Raw genomic sequence first — 20,711 nt, 5'->3', positions numbered from 1 at the left:
TCGATCCGCTCCTTTCAGCCTTACGATTGATAGTATGCCATGGTAAAAGCGTTTTGCATAGGGTCAGGGCAACTCATCCCTTAAAACTGGAAAAAAACATTTTGTTTTCCTTTACTCCCCAGCATATGGATGGCGGCATCTGCAAACAATGTAAACGGAATCTTCAGCACCACATTTTATATCAAGGAGTGAAATCACAATGTTCAATAAACTTGCCCTCGCCCTGCTGATCATCGGCGGTCTGAACTGGGGCGCAATCGGAATTTTTCAGTTCGACGTTGTGGCATGGATTTTCGGCGGTCAGGCGGCCATCGTCAGCCGGATCATCTATACCCTCGTGGGCATCGCTGCCCTGATCTGTTTTTCCTTTTTCGCTACCCACGATGGGCACCGCAGCGAGCAATAACTGTTTTCCATGAAAAGCCCCGGTCATGGGGGCTTTTCGCGTTTTGGGCATTTTCACAATTTTTGGTATGAAGGCGGGGATCAAAGCCATACTAAACCCGAGGTGATTCCATGTTAGGAGTAATCATGAGCATCATAGCCGGAGCCGCCATGAGCATTCAAGGTGTTATGAACACCCGGCTCAGCGAGGGCATCGGGCTGTATGAATCCAACGCTTTCGTCCAGGGCACCGCCTTTGTCCTGTCCATCATCGCAATGTTGGTGCTGGGAAACGGCAACTGGAAGGAGCTAGGCAGCGTCAACAAGCTATACCTTTTGGGCGGCGCGCTGGGCCTGGTGATCACCATCACCGTGATGGTGGGCATCAAAAACCTGAGCCCCACCATCGCCATTTCCGTGATCCTGATCGCCCAGCTTTTCGTGGCGGCCCTTATCGACGCCTTCGGGCTCATGGGCGCCGAGAAAGTGGCCTTTGGCTGGAGCAAGTATGTGGGGCTGGGCCTGATGATCGCCGGCGTCCTGCTCTTTAAGTGGAAATTGATATAAGGAAGGAGAAACCCATGCGCACACCTAAAATCGAACGCATCCAAGGCCTGGAGGTACTGGATTCCCGAGGGAACCCTACCGTCCGGGCGGAGGTATGGCTCACCGATGGCAGCCAGGGCTGGGCCATGGCCCCCTCGGGTGCCTCCACCGGGGCCTTCGAGGCCCATGAGCTGCGGGATAAGCATCCCAATAGATACGGGGGTAAGGGGGTTTTAAGCGCGGTGGACGGCGTCAATGGCCCCATCGCAAACGCCCTTATAGGCCTGGACCCCTTTTGCCAGCGGTCCATCGACCAAACCCTGATCCAACTGGACGGCACCGACAACAAATCCCGCCTGGGCGCCAATGGCATCCTGGCGGTATCCCTAGCCGTAGCCCGGGCAGCGGCGGACGCCCTGCGTCTGCCTCTCTACCGGTATCTTGGGGGCGTTTTTGGAGATAAACTCCCCCTGCCTATGATGAACATTCTCAACGGCGGAGCCCACGCCCAGAACAACGTGGACATCCAGGAATTTATGATCCTGCCATCGGGCGCCTCCTGCTTTGCCGATGGCCTTCGGTGGTGCAGCGAAATCTACCACGCCCTGGGCAGGCTATTGGCCCAAAAGGGGCTTTCCTCCGGCGTGGGCGACGAGGGCGGATTTGCCCCCAACCTGCCCTCCGACGAGGCGGCCATCGACATCATCCTTCTGGCCATCGAGGCGGCGGGCTATCGCCCCGGAGATCAGGTGAAGCTAGCCCTGGATGCCGCCGCCAGCGAATGGCAGGACGGCGCCGGCTATCGACTTCCCAAGCGGGGCGCCTTCCATACCGCCCAGGAGCTGATCGCCTATTGGGAGGCCCTTTGCCGCCGCTATCCCATCGCTTCCATCGAAGACGGCTTGGGAGAGGAGGACTGGGCAGGCTGGACAGCCCTGACCCAGTCCCTTGGAGACCGGGTACAGCTGGTGGGGGACGATCTCTTTGTCACCAACACGCAGCGCCTAGGCCGGGGCATCCGGGAAGGGGCTGCCAACGCCATCCTGGTGAAACCCAACCAGATCGGCACCCTCACGGAGACCCTCAGCGCCATTCAGATGGCCCAGGATGCCGGATTCGGCCGGGTGATCTCTCATCGCTCCGGGGAAACCGAGGACCCCTTCATCGCCGATTTGGCGGTGGCCACCGGCGCGGGACAGATGAAAACCGGCGCTCCCTGCCGCTCCGACCGGGTGGCAAAGTACAACCGGCTTCTGTGCATCGAAAAAGAACTGCAGGGATAGCCCGCAGCCACGGATCAAACAGCGCCCCCGTGGGCGCTGTTTTTCTTTTAGCCCTTGACGAATCCAAAGTATAAGCGTTTACAGCGTCGGCGTAAGCGCAGGAAACAGCCGTTATTTTAGGCGGCACCAAACCATGGCTCACCCCATAAGGTGCTTTTTCATAGTATGAAATGGACCCAAGGTCCAATCCAACATGGAGGAAGCCATGAAACACAAACTCAAAAAATTATCCGCCATCATCCTGGCGGTTTTATGTATCTGCTTGACCACCGTTTCCGCCCTGGCCTTCCCGCCCTCCGATTCCACCATCTATCAGGGGATCGACGTCAGCAAATGGCAGGGAGCCATCGACTTCAACCAGGTTCGGGACAGCGGCATCCAGGTGGTATATATCCGTTCCAGCTATGGAACCAACCAAGATCCCTACTTTCGGCGCAACTACGAGGGGGCCAAAGCCGCCGGCCTGAAGGTAGGATTCTACCACAACGTCACCGCCACCACCGTAGCCGAGGCCCAGCGGCAGGCCCGTTACTTCTTGTCGGTCATTGCCGGAACCTCTCCCGATTGCCGCCTGGCCATGGACTTTGAAACCTTCGACGGCCTGTCGGCCCAGGAGGTCAACGCCATCTCCCTGGCCTTTATGGAGGTCATGACAGAGGAATCCGGCCTACCCGGCGTGGTGTACGCCAACACCTATACCGCCCGCACCATTTTAAGCCCCGGCCTAGCCCAGCAATATCCTCTTTGGGTGGCCCATTACGGGGTATTCCAACCGGGGGACAACGGCAAATGGCGCTCCTGGATAGGCTGGCAGTACACCAGCACCGGGCGGGTTCCCGGCATATCCGGCAATGTGGATCGGGATCAATTCACCCGGGATATCTTCCTGGACGGCGCTACTCCGGTGCCCAGCCCCAGCGATCCTGAGCCCACCACCCCCGACTGCACCCGGATCCAGGTAACCGTCCGCCGGGGCGATACCCTATCGGCCATCGCGGCCCGCTACGGTACCACCGTGGCCGATCTGGTACAGCTTAACAACATTGCCAACCCCAACCTGATCTATCCCGGCCAGGTGCTGACGGTGCGGTGTCATAACCAGAATCCCGCCGGAACCGCCTACCTGGACTACACCGTCCGCCGGGGCGATACTCTATCCGCCATCGCGGCCCGCTACGGCACCACCGTTCGGAGTATCCTCAGCCTCAACACCATCGCCAACCCCAATTTGATCTATCCCGGCGAGGTCCTAAAGTTGCAGATCTCCACCACCGGTTCCCAGGATGAGCAGGCTACCCGGTATACCGTCCGGTGGGGGGATACCCTGTCCGCTATCGCCCAGCGCTTCGGCACCACGGTATCCGCCATCGCCTTCCTAAATCGCATCGCCGATCCCAACCGCATCTACGCGGGCGAAAGCCTGTTGATTCCTGGCCCGGGCGGCATAGAGCTCTACCCCACCTATGAAGCCTACGAGGTCAAGGCCGGGGACACCCTGTCCGCTATCGCGGCCCGCTACGGTACCACCGTCACCGAGATCGCCGCAGCCAACGGCATCCGAAATCCCAGCCTCATCCGGGTAGGCCAAATTCTGGAGATTCCCTTGGCCGACTAGAAAACAAAGGGGCGGCCTCGCCGCCCCCTTGGCTTTCTTCAAGCCCCTATTCCAGGATTCGGTTCATAAAGGTCTCCCTTGCCGCATTGGCAGGACGGTTAAACCGCCCCAGCCCATAAAGGCACTGAGGATCCCGGGTAATGCGGTTCACCCGCTCTCCGCAACCCAGGCTGGCACGCAGCCCCAGCTCCCTTACCACCTCCTCGGAGGCACTGTTCATGTTGCCCAGGGGATAGGTAAAGCAGGTGGAACGCACCCCCGCCCGATGAAAAAGCGCCGTTTGCATCTCAGTTAAATCCTCTCGGAGGAGCTTCTGATACGCTTCGGTGCTCTCCCCCTTTTTCTGCCCGGCGCCCTTCCTATTCTGCTGGTGATGCAGATTGTAGGAGTGGTTTTGAATCTCTACCCGCCCGCTCCTGGCCAATTGGCCGATCTCCTCCCAGCTCAGGTATCCGTAGTTGGGGTTGGGGTCCGGGGTTTCGGTATACGTATCGGCAAACTCCCCCACCACCGAGACCACAGCCTTCATATCATATTCTTCCAGCAATGGAAGAAGGTAGGAAATATAGTTGTAATGTCCGTCGTCAAAGGTGAGCATCACCGGTTTTTCAGGCAATGGCGTCCCCTGATCCACATAGCGGATCAGATCCTCCACCACCACGGTGGTATAGCCGCGTTCTTTTAGGTATTGAAGGTCCCCCTTTAGGGTATCGGGGGAAACCACGTACTTCCCCGCCCGCTTTGGGTCTTTCAAGATGCTGTGATACATGAGGACGGGCAGCCGGATCCCCTCCTCCTCCTGAGCCGGAAAGAGCCGGGAAAACCCAGCGATGAACAGACCCGCGCACAAACAGCAAACGATCAAAACCGCGTCCAGCCTTTCTCTGGAACAAAAAAAAGCCATGTCGGCAGTCCCCCTTTATCCCTATTAAGGATATGGAACGCCTCCACGGCCTATGACCCAGCCTCAAACTTCCCGGTCGGCGGCATAGGCAACCTGCCCATGCTCCAATACCGTGTTGATCTTCCCATCCTGGACAAAGCTGTAGTAGCCGTTGTCGCTGATGATCAGATGGTCCAAAAGGTTCACGTCGATGGCGTTCAGGGTCACCAGAACCTTTTGGGTCATTTGAACGTCGCTGCGGGAGGGAGAGAAGCTGCTGGATAGATGATTGTGTACCAGAATGACGTTCTTAGCGCCGAACTTCAGCACCTGCTCCACTAAATTCCGGGGATAGATCACCGCCTCATCCACCGTTCCGATGGACAACACCGCCGCACGCCGCAGGTTGCACTGGACGTCCAGGCACAATAGGTACAGTACCTCGCGGTCCGCGCCAATATAGAGGGACTTCGCATAGGCCACCGCCCGCTCGCAGGTGTTAAGCTTGGGCGCCGTCCCCATTTTGGACAGGCTGTACCGCTTGAGCATAGGCGCAAAACTCATTAGGAGAGATGCCGTCCTAGGCCCCACTCCTTCCACCCGAAGAAGGGAATCGTATTCTGCGTCCAGTACATGGCTGATAGAGCCAAACTCCGCCAGTAGCCGATGAGCCAGGGGATTGGTATCCCCCCGCGGAATGGCAAAATACAGGATGTATTCCAAAAGCTCGTGATCCAGAAGGGAATCAAACCCATTTTCCCGGATCCGGCGGCGCATCCGTTCCCGATGCTGTGCGTGGGGATTGACGGGTTTCTCTGCCATGCCGCTCTCCTTATGCGTTGCCGCGCAGGGCCGCCAGCCGTAGATCCTGGCCGGTAAGCTGCACCAACCGAGCCCGGTCCATCAGCCGGGACACAATCCGTTCCCCGTACCGCTCCATGAGCTGCGCCATGGTAAGGTTGGTGGCCACGGCATAGGGAAGCTTTTTGGCGCTCCGATGGTTTAGCACCGCAAACAGATATTCAATAGTTATATTATTCAACATAGGTTCCGTTCCCAAGTCATCAATGACCAGAAAGTCAACTGACATTATTGATTCTATTGTTTCTTCTCTGCCAAAGTGTTTATCTTTAAACCTTTGTAACATATCGTAAGCCGTTAGATAAAGTACGCTAAAGCCCTGCAAACTTATTTCACGAGCAGTGCACCCAAGCAAAAACGACTTTCCAACACCGGTTAATCCACGTAAAAGTATATTTTGACTTCCTCTTTTAAACTCATGCGCATAAAGAATCAAACTATCTTTAAGTTTTTTCGTATTTTCTCTCTGTGCTCCTTCTGGAATTCGCAACTCATCAAACGCTGTAAAACATGTATCCTTATCAACACCAGATGGAATCCCCTCCATCAAAAGGGAGCATAAACAGTTACAATATTCTCCACCGATAAAACCTGTATCTTGACATTGGGAGCAATAATACTTAGGAGCAAGATAACCTTCATCCAATCCCTGATTTTTCAGCAATTCTTTTAGACGAAACTCAATTCTATTGCCAAGTTCAATTAGTCTTTTTGTTCCTTCCTCAAATTCCTTCGGACTTTGAATATTGGAAAAAATTTTTGTCGAAACAAGTGCTCTTTCTTTAATGATTTCTCTACAAATCGAGTCATTTTCGATCAATAGCTTTCGTTTTAAATATGCTTGATACTCTGCACGACTATGACGTACCTTTATTCTTTCTAATGCTTGCACTCGATTCATGAAAACCCCCTATAATTTCTTAAAATAGTCCTCAAGGTCTCCTTCATCATAAACGCGTTGTTCAAATTTTATTGCACTATTTTTCCTTGAGCTTTGCGCCGGCTCGTTCCGCTTTTCCCCCGCCTCCCGGGCAGCCCGGGCAGTGCGGATGCCGGCCTTTTGCCAGCCGTCCAAAATCTTCAGATAGAGCCGCCAGGGGTATTTGGCCCCCTGGGCCTGCTCCGCCGCTAGGTACAACAGCTCCGTCTCCAACCCCTGTTCCTCCCGCTGAAGGGAAATCTCCATAACCTCCCCCGGATTGGGTCGGCGGCCAAGGCCCATCCGCTCCAGGATCTCCCGGGCAAGGGCAAGATGCTCCAAGTACCGGGCCTCCGCCTCCTCAGCCTTCTGGAGGGAATCCGCCCCCTCCCGGCTCCAGCGCTCCAGCACCGTTCGAAGAGCCGCCGGCGTATTCCTTCCCTCCTTCCGAGCGGCCTCCGCCGCCAAAAGGATCATCTCATGGGAATATCCCCGGTTCAAAAATTCCTGATACGCGTCCCGCTGCCCCGCGGTGGGGGAGGGATTCCCCACCCCCAGGGCCGCCATCATGGCTCCAGCCCCAGACAGCGTCCGTTCCGCCTGGCGGCTGTCCCGCTTGATCTCCCCCTCGGAAAACAGCCCTTGGGCCGCCAACTGAGAAAGCACCTCTCCCAGCCGTTTGAAAGTGGGGCTGTAGCTGCCGGTGAGCCGTTCCAAGGCCCGGATCATGCCGTCCACGGTAAAGCCCATGGACAGCCAGCCAGAAAACAGCTCCCATTCGGCCTGGGTAGGCGAGCGGTGCATACCCATGGCCCGCATCAACTGATGGATGCCCGCCTGGCTGATCTCCTGCTTCTTGATCCAGCCCTCGGCCTTCCGCACCGAGAGCACCCCATCCTCCGCCCAGGACCGGGCAATTTTATCGATATAGTTAAGCTGAGCCGTCACCGTCCGACCGGCGGCGCCCTTCATGCGCTGACGGCCGTATTGAATCAAAAGGGGGATGGCGTTCTGCGCGATGCCAAACACATCCATCCAGTCGTAGATGCGGCGCAGGTCTCCGGGGGTGAGGGACTGGGGAGCAAACAGCGCTGCTATCTCCTGATTAAACGCCCGAAGAGGATAATCATCGGCATTGACCTTCTGGCGCCGCTTCACCGGCAGATAGTAGATACGGGGTTCCTCCCCCGCCTCGACGCGGCAAAGGCCCGCCTCCTCCCAGTGGGAAAAGGCCCTTTTCAGCCGATCCACATCCATGGAAAGGGCTTTTGCAAACTGATGCCAATCCTGGGCGCCCTCCCCGGTCTGACATTGCATCAAGCCATAGAGATACGCTTTAACGGCGTCATCGGGCGCGTCGGCCAAATACTGGGTGATAAAACGGTTGTCCACCCAGGTGACGGTGGGTTTTTCCTTGGTCTGAAAGGCGCATAGGGGCAAATTGGGTTCCTCTTTCCTTGGGATTCCAGGGTCTTTGTACTGTTCTTGGGGATCGTATCATAATAATATCGCATCCCACCAGTTGGTTCAACCTATAAAGAAAAGAGGAACTCCATTGAAGCGATCCCTCCGCATTGCGGCCATTCTTTTTCTGGGAGCCCTGCTATTGCTCTGCCCCCTGGGATGCAATACCACGCCGCTCCTGTCCTCGGCGTTTCCCGCGGCGCAGCACGGTTATGCCATGGAACTAGCCCTGGACCCCGACGGTAAAACCGTCAACGGGACGGTGACGGTGGATTACGCCAATCCCACCTCGGAAAAACTGGACACCGCCTACTTCAGCCTATACCCCAACGCCTACCAGCGGGAGTCCACCGCTCCCTTTTTTCCGGAGGATATGGACGCCGCCTATCCCCAGGGCTTTTCCCCCGGAGGCATCCAAATTCTAAACGTGCTGGTAGACGGACAAAAGGCGGATTATACTTTGGGCAACGAGGACGAAACCCTGTTGGCGGTGGCCCTTGGCAAGGAATTGGCCCCACAGGAGCGGACGTCGGTGTCCATGGAGGTGCAGGTCAATCTGCCCCATAGCCTGGGCCGATTCGGCTACGGAGACCGGACCATCAACCTCTGCAACTTCTACCCCATTGCCTGCGTTTATCGGGACGGAGAGTTCCTCTCTTATCCTTATTATAAGGCGGGGGATCCCTTCGTCAGCCATACGGCCGCCTACGATGTCACCTTTACCGCCCCTTCTCGGTATGTACTGGCCCATACGGGAGCCATAAGCCGAAAGGAGGAGCGGGACGGCTTTACCACCTATTGGATCAGCGCCAAAGATGTGCGGGATTTCGCCATGGTGCTGTCCCCGGATTTTCAAACGGAGACCACAACGGAAAACGGCGTGGCGGTCACCTCCTATTATTTCCCCGAAACCGCCGATCAGGGAAAGCGTGCCAGCGGCTATGCGGCCGGCGCCCTCAGCTTCCTAAACAGCCGCGGCATGCCCTATCCCTATGAAACCCTTGCGGTGGTTCAAACGGATTTCTTCATCGGCGGCATGGAGTATCCCGGCATCGTACTCATCGACCAATCCCTATACCAAGGGGGGCTCTCCGCCTCCCTGGAAGAGGTGGTGGCCCATGAAAGCATCCATCAGCTCTTCTATGGAGTGGTGGGCAACGACCAGGTTCAGGAGCCCTGGCTGGATGAGGCCACCACCTCCTATCTCACCCTAAAATACTTTGGCTACGCCTACGGGCCTTCCCAGGAGCAGGCCATGTACCACTTCTGCGTGGATGATACCGCTCAGTTCATCGAAAGTGCCTATCGGATAGATGCAAAGCTCAACCGGGTGGGCACACCCATGGACGCCTTCCCCAACTCCGCCCTCTACTCCCTGGCGGTTTACACCACCGGCACAAAGATGTATTATGATTTGGAAAGGGCTTTGGGGGAGGATGCGCTCCTGGCGGCCCTGGCAAATTATTGCGAAGAATACAAATTTGGCATCGCCTCCGGGGAAAACCTCATCCAATCGCTGGAAGCCAGCACACAGAAAAATTTGAATAGCATCTTTGAAAAATGGCTATGATACTAGGGAAAACCATCGATCACGATGGTTTTTCTATGGAAAAGTTTATTACTAAATCGTCATAAATATAACGAATTTAATACAGAGTGTTGCATTTTCGGAGCAAATGGTCTATAATTTCAACCGAATCCAAAAGCCGACCCTTCTCGGTCCGCGATGGGTTCCGCTGCAAACCAGTTTTGTAAAAACACAAAAAGGGGAAAGCAATGTCAAAACGTAAGCAGAAACCACAGGAAATCAATGAGTTTGAGACCCCCATGACCCGCAGGGCCAGCCGCCAAAGCGGCTCCGGCAAAAAGCGGCATGCGGAGGTCCCGTTTATCCAGGGCAGCACCGATCGCGCGGACCTGGTTCTGGCCAAACCCACTCGGGAGAAAGCCGCGGGCAACCTTTTCACAAGAAAAATCGCCCCCATTTTTCTCTCCTTTGCCATCGTGCTGGCGGGTGTATACGGCTTTGCCACAGTAGTACTCGGACAGGATAACGGCACCGCCAGCGGCGCGCTCAACGTAGCCGCCAGCGACCAGGCCTCCGATACCTACGCCCTGGGCCTTGAGGCCGTCAAGAACACCGATGAAAACCTCATGGCAGTGGGGAACACGGTTGCCGGCAGCGGCGCCGCCATTCTGGTGGACGGGCAGCAGATCGCTCTGGTAAACAGCGAATCCGAGGCCAACTGGGTTCTGGATAGCATCAAGAACACCTATACCGCCCAGAACAACGGCACCCTCACCTCCGAGTTCCAGGAGGAGGTCTCCGTCTCGGCGGCGGCGGGAGATCCCCTCAGCCGGGAAGAAGCCCTCATCAAGATGACCTCCGGCGGGGCGGACAACACCGCCATGGTCAATGTGGTCTCCACCGAGGTGGTGGAAACCGAAAAGACCGTGGCCTACTCCACCGAGAAAAAGAATACCGACAGCCTCTATAAGGGCGAGAGCAAAGTAGAGACCAAGGGCGTCAACGGAGTCACCAAGACCACCACCACCATCAGCTACCTCAACGGCGAGGAAACCGGCCGGGAGTCCAAGGACACCGTGGTCACCGCGCCGGTGAACCAGGTGGTTCTGGTGGGCACCAAGACCCGGCCCACCAGCAGCGGCGGCGGCAGCCTGAGCGGCGGTGGCGGCATATCCGGCGCTCCCTCCTTCCGTTGGCCCACCAGCGGCCGGCTCTCCTCCCCCTATGGTTCCCGCTGGGGCTCCTTCCACTACGGCATCGACATCGCCAACAGCTATGGCACTCCCATCTATGCGGCGGCTGACGGCACCGTAACGGAGTCCGATGACAGCGGCTGGGGCGGCGGCTATGGCTACCACATCACCATCCGGCACAACGGCACCTACAGCACCCGCTACGCCCATATGTCCAAACTCAGCGTGCGGGTAGGCGCTAGCGTCAGCAAGGGACAGCTCATCGGCTACATGGGCAGCACCGGAGACAGCACCGGCAATCACCTCCACTTTGAGGTAATCAAGAACGGCTCTCGCGTGGACCCTGTGCCCTATCTGCCGTAACATTCCCCATCGCAGACAATGCGGAGAGATGCCTCTCTCCGCATTCTTTTTTTGCCCCGGAAGCCAATCGTTGGGTCCAATCCCATCCATAGGCATATCATAGAATATCCCCTCCTTTTTTCCGTCCGGGCCCGCCTTCCTTGCGGGATGCCGTCAGACAGGTTATAATAAATTTACCGTTGTATCTTTTATAAAGGAGCGATGGCCTTGAGTGAAAAACTGATCATCACCGGCGGTACCCGTCTGGTAGGCAGCGTCGCCGCCTGCGGCGCAAAAAACGCCGCTGTGGCAATTTTGCCTGCCGCTATGCTGGCGGAAGGCCCTTGTACCATCGAGAATTTACCCGATATTCTGGACGTCAAGCTGCTCAATGAGATCTCTTCCCTTCTAGGCGCTAAGGTGGACTACAACCCACAGGCCCACAGCCTGCGGGTGGACGCCAGCCATGGCGTTTCCCACCAGGCCACCTTTGAGATCGTGCGGAACATGCGGGCGTCCTACTATTATCTTGGCTCCCTTCTAGGGCGCTTCGGCAAGGCCGAGATTGCCCTCCCGGGAGGATGCTCCATCGGCCAACGCCCTATTGACCTTCACCTAAAGGGCATGAGTGCCATGGGCGCTGAAATCGAGGTGAAGGAGGGCATGGTGGTGGCCCGCGCCAAAGGAGGCCGGCTCCACGGCGCGGAGATCTATCTGGACGTGGTGAGCGTCGGCGCCACCGCCAACTTGATGATGGCCGCCGTCATGGCCCAGGGCAACACCACCATCATCAACGCCGCCAAGGAGCCCCACGTGGTGGATCTGGCCAACTTCCTCAACAGCATGGGCGCCAAGATCAAGGGCGCCGGCACCGATGTGATCCGCATCCGGGGAGTGGAACAGCTCCACGGCTGCACCTACGCCGTGATCCCCGATCAAATCGAAACCGGTACCCTGATGATCGCCGCAGCAGCCTCCATGGGAGATGTTACCATTACAAACGTGATCCCCATGCACATGGAATCCGTCACCGCCAAGCTTTTGGAGATGGGCGTCCACGTTACCGAGGGGCCCGATACCATCCGGGTCCAGGCGGACCATCGGCCGGGTCGGGTCACCATCAAAACCCTGCCCTATCCCGGCTTCCCCACCGACCTGCAGCAGCCCATTTCCTCCCTCCTGTGCGTAGCGGAGGGCACCAGCATGGTGGTGGAAAACATCTTTGAGGATCGTTTCAAACACCTGACCATGCTCCAGCGGATGGGCGCCAAGAGCAGCGTGTCCGGCCGGGTCGCAGTCATCGAAGGGGTGGATCGGCTGTACGGCGCTCCGGTGGAGGCAAGCGACCTCCGGGCAGGCGCCGCGCTGGTCATCGCGGGGCTCATCGCCCAGGGGGATACCATGGTAGGCTCTCTCCACCACATTGACCGGGGGTACGCCCATCTAGAGGAAAAACTTCGTTCCCTGGGAGCCAAGATCCGTCGGGCGGACGTAGACTAACGCCAAACATACATAGCCCGGGCGGGATGCTGTGCATCCCGCCCGTTTTATTTTCCCAGGATGTTCCCTCTGCCCTTTTGGGGGTTTTATGATAGAATAAGTCCATCAAAAGTTTAAAGGTAGCGATGGAATGAAGTTTTGTCCCCTCTTTTCCGGCAGCAGCGGTAACGCCACCTATATCGCCACGGAGGATTGCGCCCTGTTGATCGACGTCGGTCTGCCCGCCTCCACCATCGAAAAGGCCCTCCGTCAAAACGGCATCGACCCCTCCTCCATCGGCGGCATTTTGGTGACCCATGAACACAGCGACCACATCGCCGGCCTGGGCCCCTTTTCCCGCAGGTATGACGTCCCGGTATACGCCAACCTGCCCACCTGGGACGCCATGAACGGCAAGGTGGGGGCCGTTGCCACCAAAAACGCTCGGGTCTTCACCAACGGCCAGGATTTCTACATCGGCGATATGGGCATCCGCCCCTTTTCCACCCCTCATGACAGCGCCAGCAGCGTAGGCTACAGCCTCTTTTACAAGGGAAAGCAGTTTACCTATATGACAGATATCGGTTGCTTTTCCGCCTCCCTATTGGAGGAGGCCAAAGGCGCCGATCTGGTGTTTTTAGAAAGCAACCACGACCTGGACATGCTGAAGAACGGCAAGTATCCCGCCTACCTCAAGCGTCGGATTCTGTCCAATCGCGGGCACCTGTCCAACAAGGATGCCGGAGACGCCCTCATTAAGCTTTGCGAGAGCGGGGTCCGGCGGGTGATGCTGGGCCACTTGAGCCGGGAGAACAACACCGAGGACGTAGCCCGGGATACCGCCCTTGCCGCCCTCATCGGACACGGCATCAAACCCTTTACCGACATCTCCATCGGCATCGCCCGGCGGAATACCCCCGGCCGGCTGGTTCAGCTCTAGGAGGTTTTATGCAGATCAATCTTCTATGCGTAGGGAAGCTCAAAGAACGGTTTTACCGGGACGCCTGCGCCGAATATCAAAAGCGAATGAGCCGGTATCATAGGCTTACCGTCACCGAGCTTCCCGATGAAAAGCCCCTCAGCGGCTCCCCTGACGCCATACAGCGGGTGATGGCCAAGGAAGGGGATCGCCTTCTTCCCCATTTGCAAAAGGGTTTTTCCATTGCCCTCTGCGTGGAGGGAGAGGCTCCGGACAGCCTGGCCTTAGCCCGGCAGCTCCAAGGCTATGAACGCCTGGGCCAGCCGGTCAACTTCGTCATTGGCGGAAGCTGGGGGCTGGATCCGCGGGTCATCGCCGCCAGCAAGGCCCGGCTCTCCCTCTCCAATCTAACCCTGCCCCATAACCTGGCCCGACTGGTGCTGCTGGAACAGCTTTATCGGGCATCAAAAATTGCGGCGGGGGAAACCTATCATAAGTAGAGGGAAATCAAAAAATCCCCAAGGGCACACAAAAGCTGTGTCCTTTTGTTTGTACTTGCCCATTAATTGGGTATGATGTAAAATGAAGTTTACTATGGCGGGCCGCGGGCCCAAAGGGAGTATGAGTATGGATACAACGATGCTGGGTAAAGCCTCCAACTTCATCGAGGAGGCAGTGGAGGAGGATCTTCGCAATGGGGTTTATACCGAGGTACACACCCGGTTCCCTCCCGAACCCAACGGATATATGCACATCGGGCACGCCAAGGCCGTCTACGTGGATGCCACCGTGGCAAAGAAGTATGGCGGCCTATTCAACCTGCGCTTTGACGATACCAACCCCGCCAAGGAGGATTTGGAGTTCGCCGAGGCCATCAAGAACGATATCCACTGGCTGGGCTTCGATTGGAACGGCGGCCTTTTTTACGGATCCGATTACTCCCAGCAGATCTTCAACTGCGCCGTAACCCTCATCCAAAAGGGTCTGGCGTATGTGGACGATTTGAACGCCGACGAAATGCGGGAATACCGGGGCACCCTGACGCAGCCCGGCAAGGACAGCCCCAGCCGGAACCGTTCTGTGGAGGAAAACATGGACCTGTTCCTCCGGATGAAGGCGGGAGAATTCCAGGACGGCGAACGGACCCTTCGGGCTAAGATCGACATGGCCTCCCCCAACATCAATTTGCGGGATCCCGTCCTTTACCGGATCCGCCACACCCCCCATTACCGCACCGGCAATGCGTGGTGTATCTATCCCATGTACGATTTCGCCCATCCCATCCAGGACGCCCTGGAGGGCATCACCCATTCCCTTTGCTCCATGGAATATGAGGATCACCGGCCCCTGTATAACTGGGTCATCGAGGCCGTGGGCTTTGCCCATAAACCCCGGCAGATCGAGTTCGCCCGGCTCAATTTGGAGGGCGCCGTCATGAGCAAGCGGTACCTCAAGCAGCTGGTAGACACCCACGTGGTGGCGGGCTGGGATGACCCCCGGCTGCCCACCATCTCCGGTCTCCGGCGGCGGGGGTTCACCCCCGGCGCCATCCGGGATTTCCTGGACCGGGTGGGAGTGGCCAAGGCCAACAGCCTGGTGGAGTACTCCCTGTTGGAGCACTGCATCCGAGAGGATTTGAAGCTATCGGTGCCCCGGCGCATGGCCATTCTGGATCCCCTGGAGCTGATCATTACCAACTATCCCGAGGGCCATTGCGAGCCGGTGTCCATGGACAACAACGCCGAAAACCCCGATCTGGGCAGCCGGATGATGTCCTTCTCCGGCAAACTATATATCGAACGGGAGGACTTTGCCCCCGTTCCGCCCCCCAAGTATAAGCGCCTCTCCCCCGATAAGGAGGTCCGGCTCATGGGGGCCTATATCATAAAGTGCACCGGCTATGATACCGATGATGCCGGCCGCGTCACCCGGGTTTATTGCGAATACGACCCCGAGAGCCATAGCGGCGCCGTCAGCCGGAAGATCAAGGGAGGCGCCATTCAGTGGGTGGATCAGACCACCTGTCTGGATGCCACCGTAAACCTCTACGACCATCTGATCACCCCTGGGGAGGGGGATATGATGGAGCGGATCAACCCCGACTCCCTCATCGTGGTAACTGGCGCCAAGGTGGAGGCCGCCCTTGCCGTAGCCCAACCCCTTGATAGCTTCCAGTTCATGCGGACGGGATATTTCACCACCGATCTTGACAGCCGGGAGGACGCCCTCATCTTCAACCGGGTGGTGGGCCTCAAGGACGGCTGGGCCAAGATCAACAAATAGCATTTTATTTTATTTTGTTAGGGGGATGATGCCATGAGCATCTTTGAGGTATTGATGCTGGCCTGCTTTGGCGCCGCCTGGCCCTTTTCCCTGGTCCGGTCCTATAAGGCCCGGAGCAACAAGGGGAAAAGCCTGTTTTTCCTGGTAGTTCTGTTTGTAGGCTACATCTTCGGCATTCTGCATAAGATCTTTTACAGCCTTGATTTTGTCCTGATACTCTACTGTCTCAACGCCGCCATGGTGGGAACGGACATCTGCTTCTATTTCCGCAACCGCCGCCTGGAGCGGGAGGAAAAAAGGAGGAACAACTGATGGAGGTACGCACCCGCTTTGCCCCCAGCCCCACCGGCTATCTGCATGTAGGCGGTCTAAGAACGGCTCTATACGGCTGGCTGTTCTCCCGCAAGCATAATGGTAAGTTCATCCTTCGCATTGAGGACACCGACCAGCAGCGGTTTGTGGACGGCGCCGTGGAGCTCATCTACCGTTCCTTGGCTGAAACCGGCCTCACCTATGACGAGGGCCCCGACATCGGCGGCCCCTACGGCCCCTATGTTCAGAGCCAGCGGCGGGACATCTACCGGGCGTACGCCGACAAGCTGGTGGACTGCGGCGGCGCCTACTACTGCTTCTGCCAGAAGGAAACCCTGGACGCCAAGCGCAGGGCCGCTGAGGACCGGGGAGAGGCCTATCGCTATGACCGGACCTGCATGCGCATTCCTCTCGCGGAAGCCCGGGCCCGGATCGCGGCGGGGGAGCCCTATGTGGTACGCCAGAAAATCCCCGAGAGCGGCGAAGCCTCTTTTGATGACCTGATCTTCGGCCGCATCTCGGTGGACGTATCGGAGCTGGAGGATGGCATCCTTTTAAAGAGCGATGGACTGCCCACCTACAACTTTGCCAACGTGGTGGACGACCACCTGATGAAGATCTCCCACATCATCCGCGGTACCGAATACCTCTCCTCCACCCCCAAATACAACCTGATCTATCAGGCCTACGGCTGGGAAGTTCCCCAATATATGCATCTGCCTCCCGTTATGAAGGATGAGAAGCAGAAGCTCAGCAAACGCCATGGAGACGCCTCCTTTGAGGACTTCCTCCAAAAGGGCTATTTAAAGGAAGCCATCGTCAACTATATCGCCTTACTGGGCTGGAGCCCAGGAACCACCCAGGAGATCTTCACCATGGAGGAACTGGCTCAAGCCTTTGACGTGGGGGGCATCAGCCGCTCCCCCGCCATCTTCGACGTGCAGAAGCTCACCTGGATGAACGAGGAATACATCAAGGCCATGGACGAGGATGATTTCATCCGCCGGGCTACCCCCTATTTTGCCCAGGCCATCGATCCCGTGAAGTTTGATCTCCACGTCCTGTCCGCCGCTCTGCGCCCCCGGATCTCCACCCTGTGCGACATCCCCGAGAAAATCGCGTTCCTGGCCCAAATGCCGGATTACGATATCGAGCTGTTCCGCCACAAGAAGATGAAGACCGAGCCCCAGATGGCGTTGGATTGCCTTGCCGCCTGTAAAACCGTTTTGGAGCGGGTGGAGGACTGGCGGATCGACCCCATCCACGACGCTCTGGCAAAGCTGGCGGAGGAGCGGAACCAGAAGCCGGGACAGCTGTTCTACTGTCTTCGGATCGGCATCACCGGCACCGCCGTTACCCCCGGCGGCGCCATGGAGGCCGCCTACCTCCTTGGCCGGGAGGAAACCCTCTCCCGTCTGGACAAAAGCATCCAGAAACTGTCCTAAAACGGCCAAATACGTCCTAAAAAAGCCGGCTTATCCGGCTTTTTTTCTGCAAATAAACCGTACATGCTTTCTCACCATCTCGGGAATATGGTATACTCAATTCAGTATACTGCTTAGGAGGTCCTGGTTATCATGCAACGCATCCGTAAGCCCCTTGTGGTGCTGCTCTCCCTGGTGCTGTGCGCCGCCTTTCTGACGGCCTGCGGCAACGACGTAGCCTCCACCCCAAAGGTCACCGTGGAAGAGCCCAGCTTCACCGCAGTGCTCCCCAAAGGGTACGAACTTCAAGAGGAAAGCCTCAACTTCCTCGATGCCTCTATTCCCTGCAAGCTATATTACTACACCGGGGAAAACGACATCTTTATGCTGATGTACGCCGATTACGGCGCCATGTTCGAGAGCCTCAGCACCGAAACCGGCATGGATCTAGGGCAATACACCAAAGGCGCCAGCGACTCCACCATCAGCGGCGCCATCGCTGGCACCGGATTGTTTACCATCGGCGACAAAAGCGCCGGCAAAATCGGCAACGTAGACGCCGCCGTGTATCCCATCAGCAAGATCCAGGATACCGTAGCCAAGGGCTATGTGGGCGGTTTTCTGGATGAAAAAGGCCGTATGATCCTTATGGCCTACGCCGCAGCGCCCAGCGCTTACAGCGAAAAGGACTATCAGGAGTACTTTGAGGGGTTCCACTGGAACGAGGCCCAGTAAAGAAAAGCGGCAAATTGCCGCTTTTCTTTTTGTGGATATTTTGTATAATAGGGAACTGTGCATGAATACAAAGGAGGAATTATCATGTGGCAAGAGTTTAAAAAGTTCGCGATGAAAGGCAATGTCATGGATATGGCCATCGGTGTTGTCATCGGCGGCGCCTTCGGAAAGATCGTCACTTCCCTGGTGGGGGACATCATCATGCCCATTCTGGGTACGCTGACCGCCGGCGCTGATTTCACCTCCCTCAAGCTTGTCCTCTCCCCCGCCGTGGTGGAAAACGGGCAGGTTATCACCCCGGAAAGCGCCATTGCCTACGGAGCTTTCCTGCAAAATGTCCTGGATTTCTTCATCATCGCCTTCTCCATCTTCCTTTGCATCAAGCTGATCAACAAAGCCCATGATCGGCTGGTCAAGAAAAATGCCGAGGAAGAAGCCCCCGCGCCTGCCGGCCCCACCACCGAAGAACTTCTGACCGAAATTCGCGATTATCTGAAAGAACTGGATCAGAAATAGGGCAGTCATCCCCATAAAAGAAGGGAATCCCATGGAACTAGCGGGACACCATATCCTCATCACCGGCGGTTCCTCCGGCATTGGCCTTGCCCTTGCCCGAGCCTTATCCCAAGCCGGCAGCAAGGTTATCATCTGCGGCCGGCGGGAGGACCGGTTAAAAGCCGCCCAAGCCGCCATTCCATCGCTGGATATCAGGGTCTGCGACATCGCACAGCCCGCGCAGCGGGAAGATTTGTTTTCCTGGGTCAGCGAAAACTATCCCCAGTTGGACGTATTGGTCAACAACGCCGGTATTCAACGAAGCATCGATCTTTCCACCGGCACGGAAGATCTCTTTTCCGGGCCCGATGAGTTTACCACCAATCTTCTGGCACCCATCCATCTTTGTGGCCTGTTTATTCCCTTCTTCCTCAAGCAAGAGACGTCCTATTTAATCAACATCTCCTCCGACCTGGGCATCACTCCCGCCGCGGAATATCCCATTTATTGTGCTGGAAAATCCGCTCTGCATACCTATAGCCAATGTCTGCGGCATCAACTGCGTCATACCGGCATTCACGTGGTAGAAATCCTGCCTCCTGCCGTGGTCAGTGGACTGAATCCCGAGGGACGGGCCAAGAATCCGCCTCGGCATATGATGGCCCCCGACGATTATGCCGCTTTTGTCCTCCGTGGGCTAGAGGCCGGTTATCCCGAAATTCTAACGCCACGCTTACAAGAGTTAAAACAGCGGCCTTGGGGGGAATTGGACAGTATTTTTGGAAAAATGAATCCTCCAGATTGGCCCAATCCCCTATAATACGAGGGATTTTGCCGATGGGAAGTCTTGTACACTTTTCCCCTCTGTGCTATAATAATGTGCATTATTCCTTGCCCCTCCGGGGGCCAAAGACCAAAAGGAGGTGAATACCGTGAACACTTACGAGGTGATGTACATCATCAACCCCGGCGTGGAGGACGAAGCCCGCACCCAGTTGGTAGAGCGCTTTTCCAGCATCGTCACCGCTGGCGGCGGCACGGTTGAGAAGGTGGATGATTGGGGCAAACGCAAGCTTGCCTATCCCATCCAGGATCTCAACGACGGCCACTACATCCTGATGCATTTCTCCGCGAATCCCGAGCTCCCCTACGAGCTGGAGCGCAACATGAAGATCAACGAGAACATCATGCGTTACCTGGTGATCCGTAAGGACGCCTAAGAAAGGTGAAACCCCATGAATAAAGCCATTGTCATTGGAAATATCACCCGGGATCCCGATGTGCGGATGACCGGCAGCGGGATTTCGGTCTGTACCTTTACCGTTGCGGTGCAGCGTCGGTTTGCCAATCAGAATGGCGAGCGCCAGGCGGATTTTATCCCAGTGGTCTGCTGGAGAGGTCTTGCTGAAAACTGCGGCAAGTACCTAAAAAAAGGCAGTAAGGTGGGGGTATGCGGTTCCATTCAGACCCGTAATTACGAGGCCCAGGATGGTACCAAGCGCTATGTAACCGAGATCATCGCCGATGAGGTGGAGTTCTTGGATCGCGTTGGCGCCGGTTCTGGGGAACCCCGTCAGAATGCGGCTCCTTCCCCTTCTCCCTTCGGTGGGGACAGCGGTTTTGGAGACGCCCTGGAGGACGACGAGCTTCCATTTTAAGAGAAAGGATGATTCCACGTGAACGAAGAAAGACCCGCACGGCGGCCCCGTCAGGGTGGACGTCGGCCTCGCCGCAAGGTGTGCGCCTTCTGTGCCGATAAAAACGCCGTTATCGATTATAAGGATACCGCGCGGCTTCGCCGGTACATTTCCGAAAAGGGCAAGATTCTGCCCCGCCGGATGACCGGTACCTGTGCCAAGCATCAGCGTGAATTGGCTATCGCTATCAAGCGCAGCCGGGCCATCGCCCTCCTGCCCTATGTGCAGGACGCCTAAGGAAAAACAAAAAGACGAAGCGTTTGCTTCGTCTTTTTTTCTTGGGAAATGGCATAGAAACCTCCCAAATGGGCATATTTTCTTGACGGCATCCCGTTTATTTGATATATTA

At 56.8% G+C, this 20,711-nt stretch carries 22 protein-coding genes; 18 read left to right on the top strand and 4 right to left on the bottom strand.

Annotated features, from left to right (window positions below):
* Positions 1 to 199 precede the first annotated feature (199 nt).
* From KP626_RS07980 to KP626_RS07965, 4 genes are all read left to right on the top strand, one after another.
* Positions 200 to 406, top strand: coding sequence for a DUF378 domain-containing protein (locus KP626_RS07980; protein WP_395976518.1), 207 nt, complete (start codon positions 200 to 202; stop codon positions 404 to 406).
* A 110-nt stretch (positions 407 to 516) separates the two neighbouring features.
* Positions 517 to 951 carry a DMT family transporter gene (locus KP626_RS07975; RefSeq protein ID WP_395976516.1) on the top strand — a complete coding sequence of 145 codons (435 nt, stop codon included), beginning with the start codon at positions 517 to 519 and terminating at the stop codon, positions 949 to 951.
* Positions 952 to 965: 14 nt separating this feature from the next.
* Positions 966 to 2,213: a phosphopyruvate hydratase gene (gene eno / locus KP626_RS07970; RefSeq protein WP_395976514.1), complete on the top strand. Its 1,248-nt coding sequence runs from the start codon at positions 966 to 968 to the stop codon at positions 2,211 to 2,213.
* 205 nt (positions 2,214 to 2,418) lie between these two features.
* The gene (locus KP626_RS07965) at positions 2,419 to 3,828 is read left to right on the top strand and encodes a LysM peptidoglycan-binding domain-containing protein (RefSeq protein WP_395976512.1); all 1,410 of its coding nucleotides are present in this window, start codon (positions 2,419 to 2,421) and stop codon (positions 3,826 to 3,828) included.
* 46 nt (positions 3,829 to 3,874) lie between these two features.
* Here KP626_RS07965 and KP626_RS07960 read toward each other — a convergent pair whose 3' ends face one another.
* The 4 genes from KP626_RS07960 to KP626_RS07945 form a co-directional block, all read right to left on the bottom strand.
* Positions 3,875 to 4,732 carry a polysaccharide deacetylase family protein gene (locus KP626_RS07960; protein WP_395976510.1) on the bottom strand — a complete coding sequence of 286 codons (858 nt, stop codon included), beginning with the start codon at positions 4,730 to 4,732 and terminating at the stop codon, positions 3,875 to 3,877.
* A 63-nt stretch (positions 4,733 to 4,795) separates the two neighbouring features.
* Positions 4,796 to 5,533 (bottom strand): RadC family protein, encoded by a 738-nt coding sequence (locus KP626_RS07955; RefSeq protein ID WP_395976508.1) that lies wholly within the window; start codon positions 5,531 to 5,533, stop codon positions 4,796 to 4,798.
* Between the two features lie 10 nt (positions 5,534 to 5,543).
* Positions 5,544 to 6,473, bottom strand: a complete 930-nt coding sequence (locus KP626_RS07950) for an ATP-binding protein (protein ID WP_395976506.1) — start codon at positions 6,471 to 6,473, stop codon at positions 5,544 to 5,546.
* A gap of 9 nt (positions 6,474 to 6,482) precedes the next feature.
* Complete coding sequence (locus KP626_RS07945; protein ID WP_395976504.1) at positions 6,483 to 7,931, bottom strand: DnaD domain protein; 1,449 nt, start codon at positions 7,929 to 7,931, stop codon at positions 6,483 to 6,485.
* A gap of 115 nt (positions 7,932 to 8,046) precedes the next feature.
* Between KP626_RS07945 and KP626_RS07940 the strand changes: the two genes are divergently transcribed.
* From KP626_RS07940 to rpsR, 14 genes are all read left to right on the top strand, one after another.
* Positions 8,047 to 9,525: a M1 family metallopeptidase gene (locus KP626_RS07940; RefSeq protein ID WP_395976502.1), complete on the top strand. Its 1,479-nt coding sequence runs from the start codon at positions 8,047 to 8,049 to the stop codon at positions 9,523 to 9,525.
* Positions 9,526 to 9,731: 206 nt separating this feature from the next.
* Entirely contained in the window at positions 9,732 to 11,039 is a 1,308-nt protein-coding gene (locus KP626_RS07935; protein ID WP_395976500.1) for a peptidoglycan DD-metalloendopeptidase family protein, read from the top strand.
* A 207-nt stretch (positions 11,040 to 11,246) separates the two neighbouring features.
* Entirely contained in the window at positions 11,247 to 12,518 is a 1,272-nt protein-coding gene (locus tag KP626_RS07930) for a UDP-N-acetylglucosamine 1-carboxyvinyltransferase (protein WP_395976498.1), read from the top strand.
* 130 nt (positions 12,519 to 12,648) lie between these two features.
* Complete coding sequence (locus KP626_RS07925; RefSeq protein WP_395976496.1) at positions 12,649 to 13,437, top strand: MBL fold metallo-hydrolase; 789 nt, start codon at positions 12,649 to 12,651, stop codon at positions 13,435 to 13,437.
* A gap of 8 nt (positions 13,438 to 13,445) precedes the next feature.
* Positions 13,446 to 13,916 carry a 23S rRNA (pseudouridine(1915)-N(3))-methyltransferase RlmH gene (locus KP626_RS07920; RefSeq protein ID WP_395976494.1) on the top strand — a complete coding sequence of 157 codons (471 nt, stop codon included), beginning with the start codon at positions 13,446 to 13,448 and terminating at the stop codon, positions 13,914 to 13,916.
* Positions 13,917 to 14,037: 121 nt separating this feature from the next.
* Entirely contained in the window at positions 14,038 to 15,699 is a 1,662-nt protein-coding gene (locus tag KP626_RS07915; protein ID WP_395976492.1) for a glutamine--tRNA ligase/YqeY domain fusion protein, read from the top strand.
* Between the two features lie 33 nt (positions 15,700 to 15,732).
* Positions 15,733 to 16,011, top strand: a complete 279-nt coding sequence (locus KP626_RS07910) for a hypothetical protein (RefSeq protein WP_395976490.1) — start codon at positions 15,733 to 15,735, stop codon at positions 16,009 to 16,011.
* A complete protein-coding gene (gltX, locus tag KP626_RS07905; protein WP_395978993.1) occupies positions 16,008 to 17,456 on the top strand; it encodes a glutamate--tRNA ligase in 1,449 nt (482 codons plus the stop codon). Before KP626_RS07910 ends, gltX begins: the two co-directional genes overlap by 4 nt.
* Before the next feature lie 132 nt (positions 17,457 to 17,588).
* Positions 17,589 to 18,170, top strand: a complete 582-nt coding sequence (locus tag KP626_RS07900; protein WP_395976488.1) for a hypothetical protein — start codon at positions 17,589 to 17,591, stop codon at positions 18,168 to 18,170.
* A gap of 78 nt (positions 18,171 to 18,248) precedes the next feature.
* On the top strand, positions 18,249 to 18,686 hold the full coding sequence (gene mscL, locus KP626_RS07895) for a large-conductance mechanosensitive channel protein MscL (protein ID WP_395978991.1): 438 nt from the start codon (positions 18,249 to 18,251) through the stop codon (positions 18,684 to 18,686).
* 31 nt (positions 18,687 to 18,717) lie between these two features.
* Positions 18,718 to 19,485 (top strand): SDR family oxidoreductase, encoded by a 768-nt coding sequence (locus KP626_RS07890; protein ID WP_395976486.1) that lies wholly within the window; start codon positions 18,718 to 18,720, stop codon positions 19,483 to 19,485.
* Between the two features lie 112 nt (positions 19,486 to 19,597).
* Positions 19,598 to 19,885: a 30S ribosomal protein S6 gene (gene rpsF / locus KP626_RS07885; protein WP_395976484.1), complete on the top strand. Its 288-nt coding sequence runs from the start codon at positions 19,598 to 19,600 to the stop codon at positions 19,883 to 19,885.
* Between the two features lie 15 nt (positions 19,886 to 19,900).
* Entirely contained in the window at positions 19,901 to 20,323 is a 423-nt protein-coding gene (locus tag KP626_RS07880) for a single-stranded DNA-binding protein (protein ID WP_395976482.1), read from the top strand.
* 18 nt (positions 20,324 to 20,341) lie between these two features.
* Positions 20,342 to 20,599, top strand: coding sequence for a 30S ribosomal protein S18 (gene rpsR / locus KP626_RS07875; protein ID WP_395976480.1), 258 nt, complete (start codon positions 20,342 to 20,344; stop codon positions 20,597 to 20,599).
* The last annotated feature ends 112 nt before the right edge of the window (positions 20,600 to 20,711 follow it).

It is taken from the genome of Christensenella sp. MSJ-20 (assembly GCF_044357945.1).
Lineage (GTDB): Bacteria > Bacillota > Clostridia > Christensenellales > QAND01 > QAND01.
Note: the sequence above shows the minus strand (reverse complement) of the source record. Positions and strands in the feature narration are given on the sequence as shown.

Coding starts and splice junctions, on each gene's coding strand:
- KP626_RS07915 (WP_395976492.1), top strand. CDS start 14,038: ATGAGTATGGATACAACGATGCTGGGTAAAGCCTCCAACTTCATCGAG.
- KP626_RS07955 (WP_395976508.1), bottom strand. CDS start 5,533: ATGGCAGAGAAACCCGTCAATCCCCACGCACAGCATCGGGAACGGATG.
- KP626_RS07900 (WP_395976488.1), top strand. CDS start 17,589: ATGCAACGCATCCGTAAGCCCCTTGTGGTGCTGCTCTCCCTGGTGCTG.
- KP626_RS07880 (WP_395976482.1), top strand. CDS start 19,901: ATGAATAAAGCCATTGTCATTGGAAATATCACCCGGGATCCCGATGTG.
- KP626_RS07890 (WP_395976486.1), top strand. CDS start 18,718: ATGGAACTAGCGGGACACCATATCCTCATCACCGGCGGTTCCTCCGGC.
- eno (WP_395976514.1), top strand. CDS start 966: ATGCGCACACCTAAAATCGAACGCATCCAAGGCCTGGAGGTACTGGAT.
- KP626_RS07965 (WP_395976512.1), top strand. CDS start 2,419: ATGAAACACAAACTCAAAAAATTATCCGCCATCATCCTGGCGGTTTTA.
- KP626_RS07975 (WP_395976516.1), top strand. CDS start 517: ATGTTAGGAGTAATCATGAGCATCATAGCCGGAGCCGCCATGAGCATT.
- KP626_RS07950 (WP_395976506.1), bottom strand. CDS start 6,473: ATGAATCGAGTGCAAGCATTAGAAAGAATAAAGGTACGTCATAGTCGT.
- KP626_RS07980 (WP_395976518.1), top strand. CDS start 200: ATGTTCAATAAACTTGCCCTCGCCCTGCTGATCATCGGCGGTCTGAAC.
- KP626_RS07925 (WP_395976496.1), top strand. CDS start 12,649: ATGAAGTTTTGTCCCCTCTTTTCCGGCAGCAGCGGTAACGCCACCTAT.
- KP626_RS07935 (WP_395976500.1), top strand. CDS start 9,732: ATGTCAAAACGTAAGCAGAAACCACAGGAAATCAATGAGTTTGAGACC.
- KP626_RS07920 (WP_395976494.1), top strand. CDS start 13,446: ATGCAGATCAATCTTCTATGCGTAGGGAAGCTCAAAGAACGGTTTTAC.
- KP626_RS07960 (WP_395976510.1), bottom strand. CDS start 4,732: ATGGCTTTTTTTTGTTCCAGAGAAAGGCTGGACGCGGTTTTGATCGTT.
- KP626_RS07910 (WP_395976490.1), top strand. CDS start 15,733: ATGAGCATCTTTGAGGTATTGATGCTGGCCTGCTTTGGCGCCGCCTGG.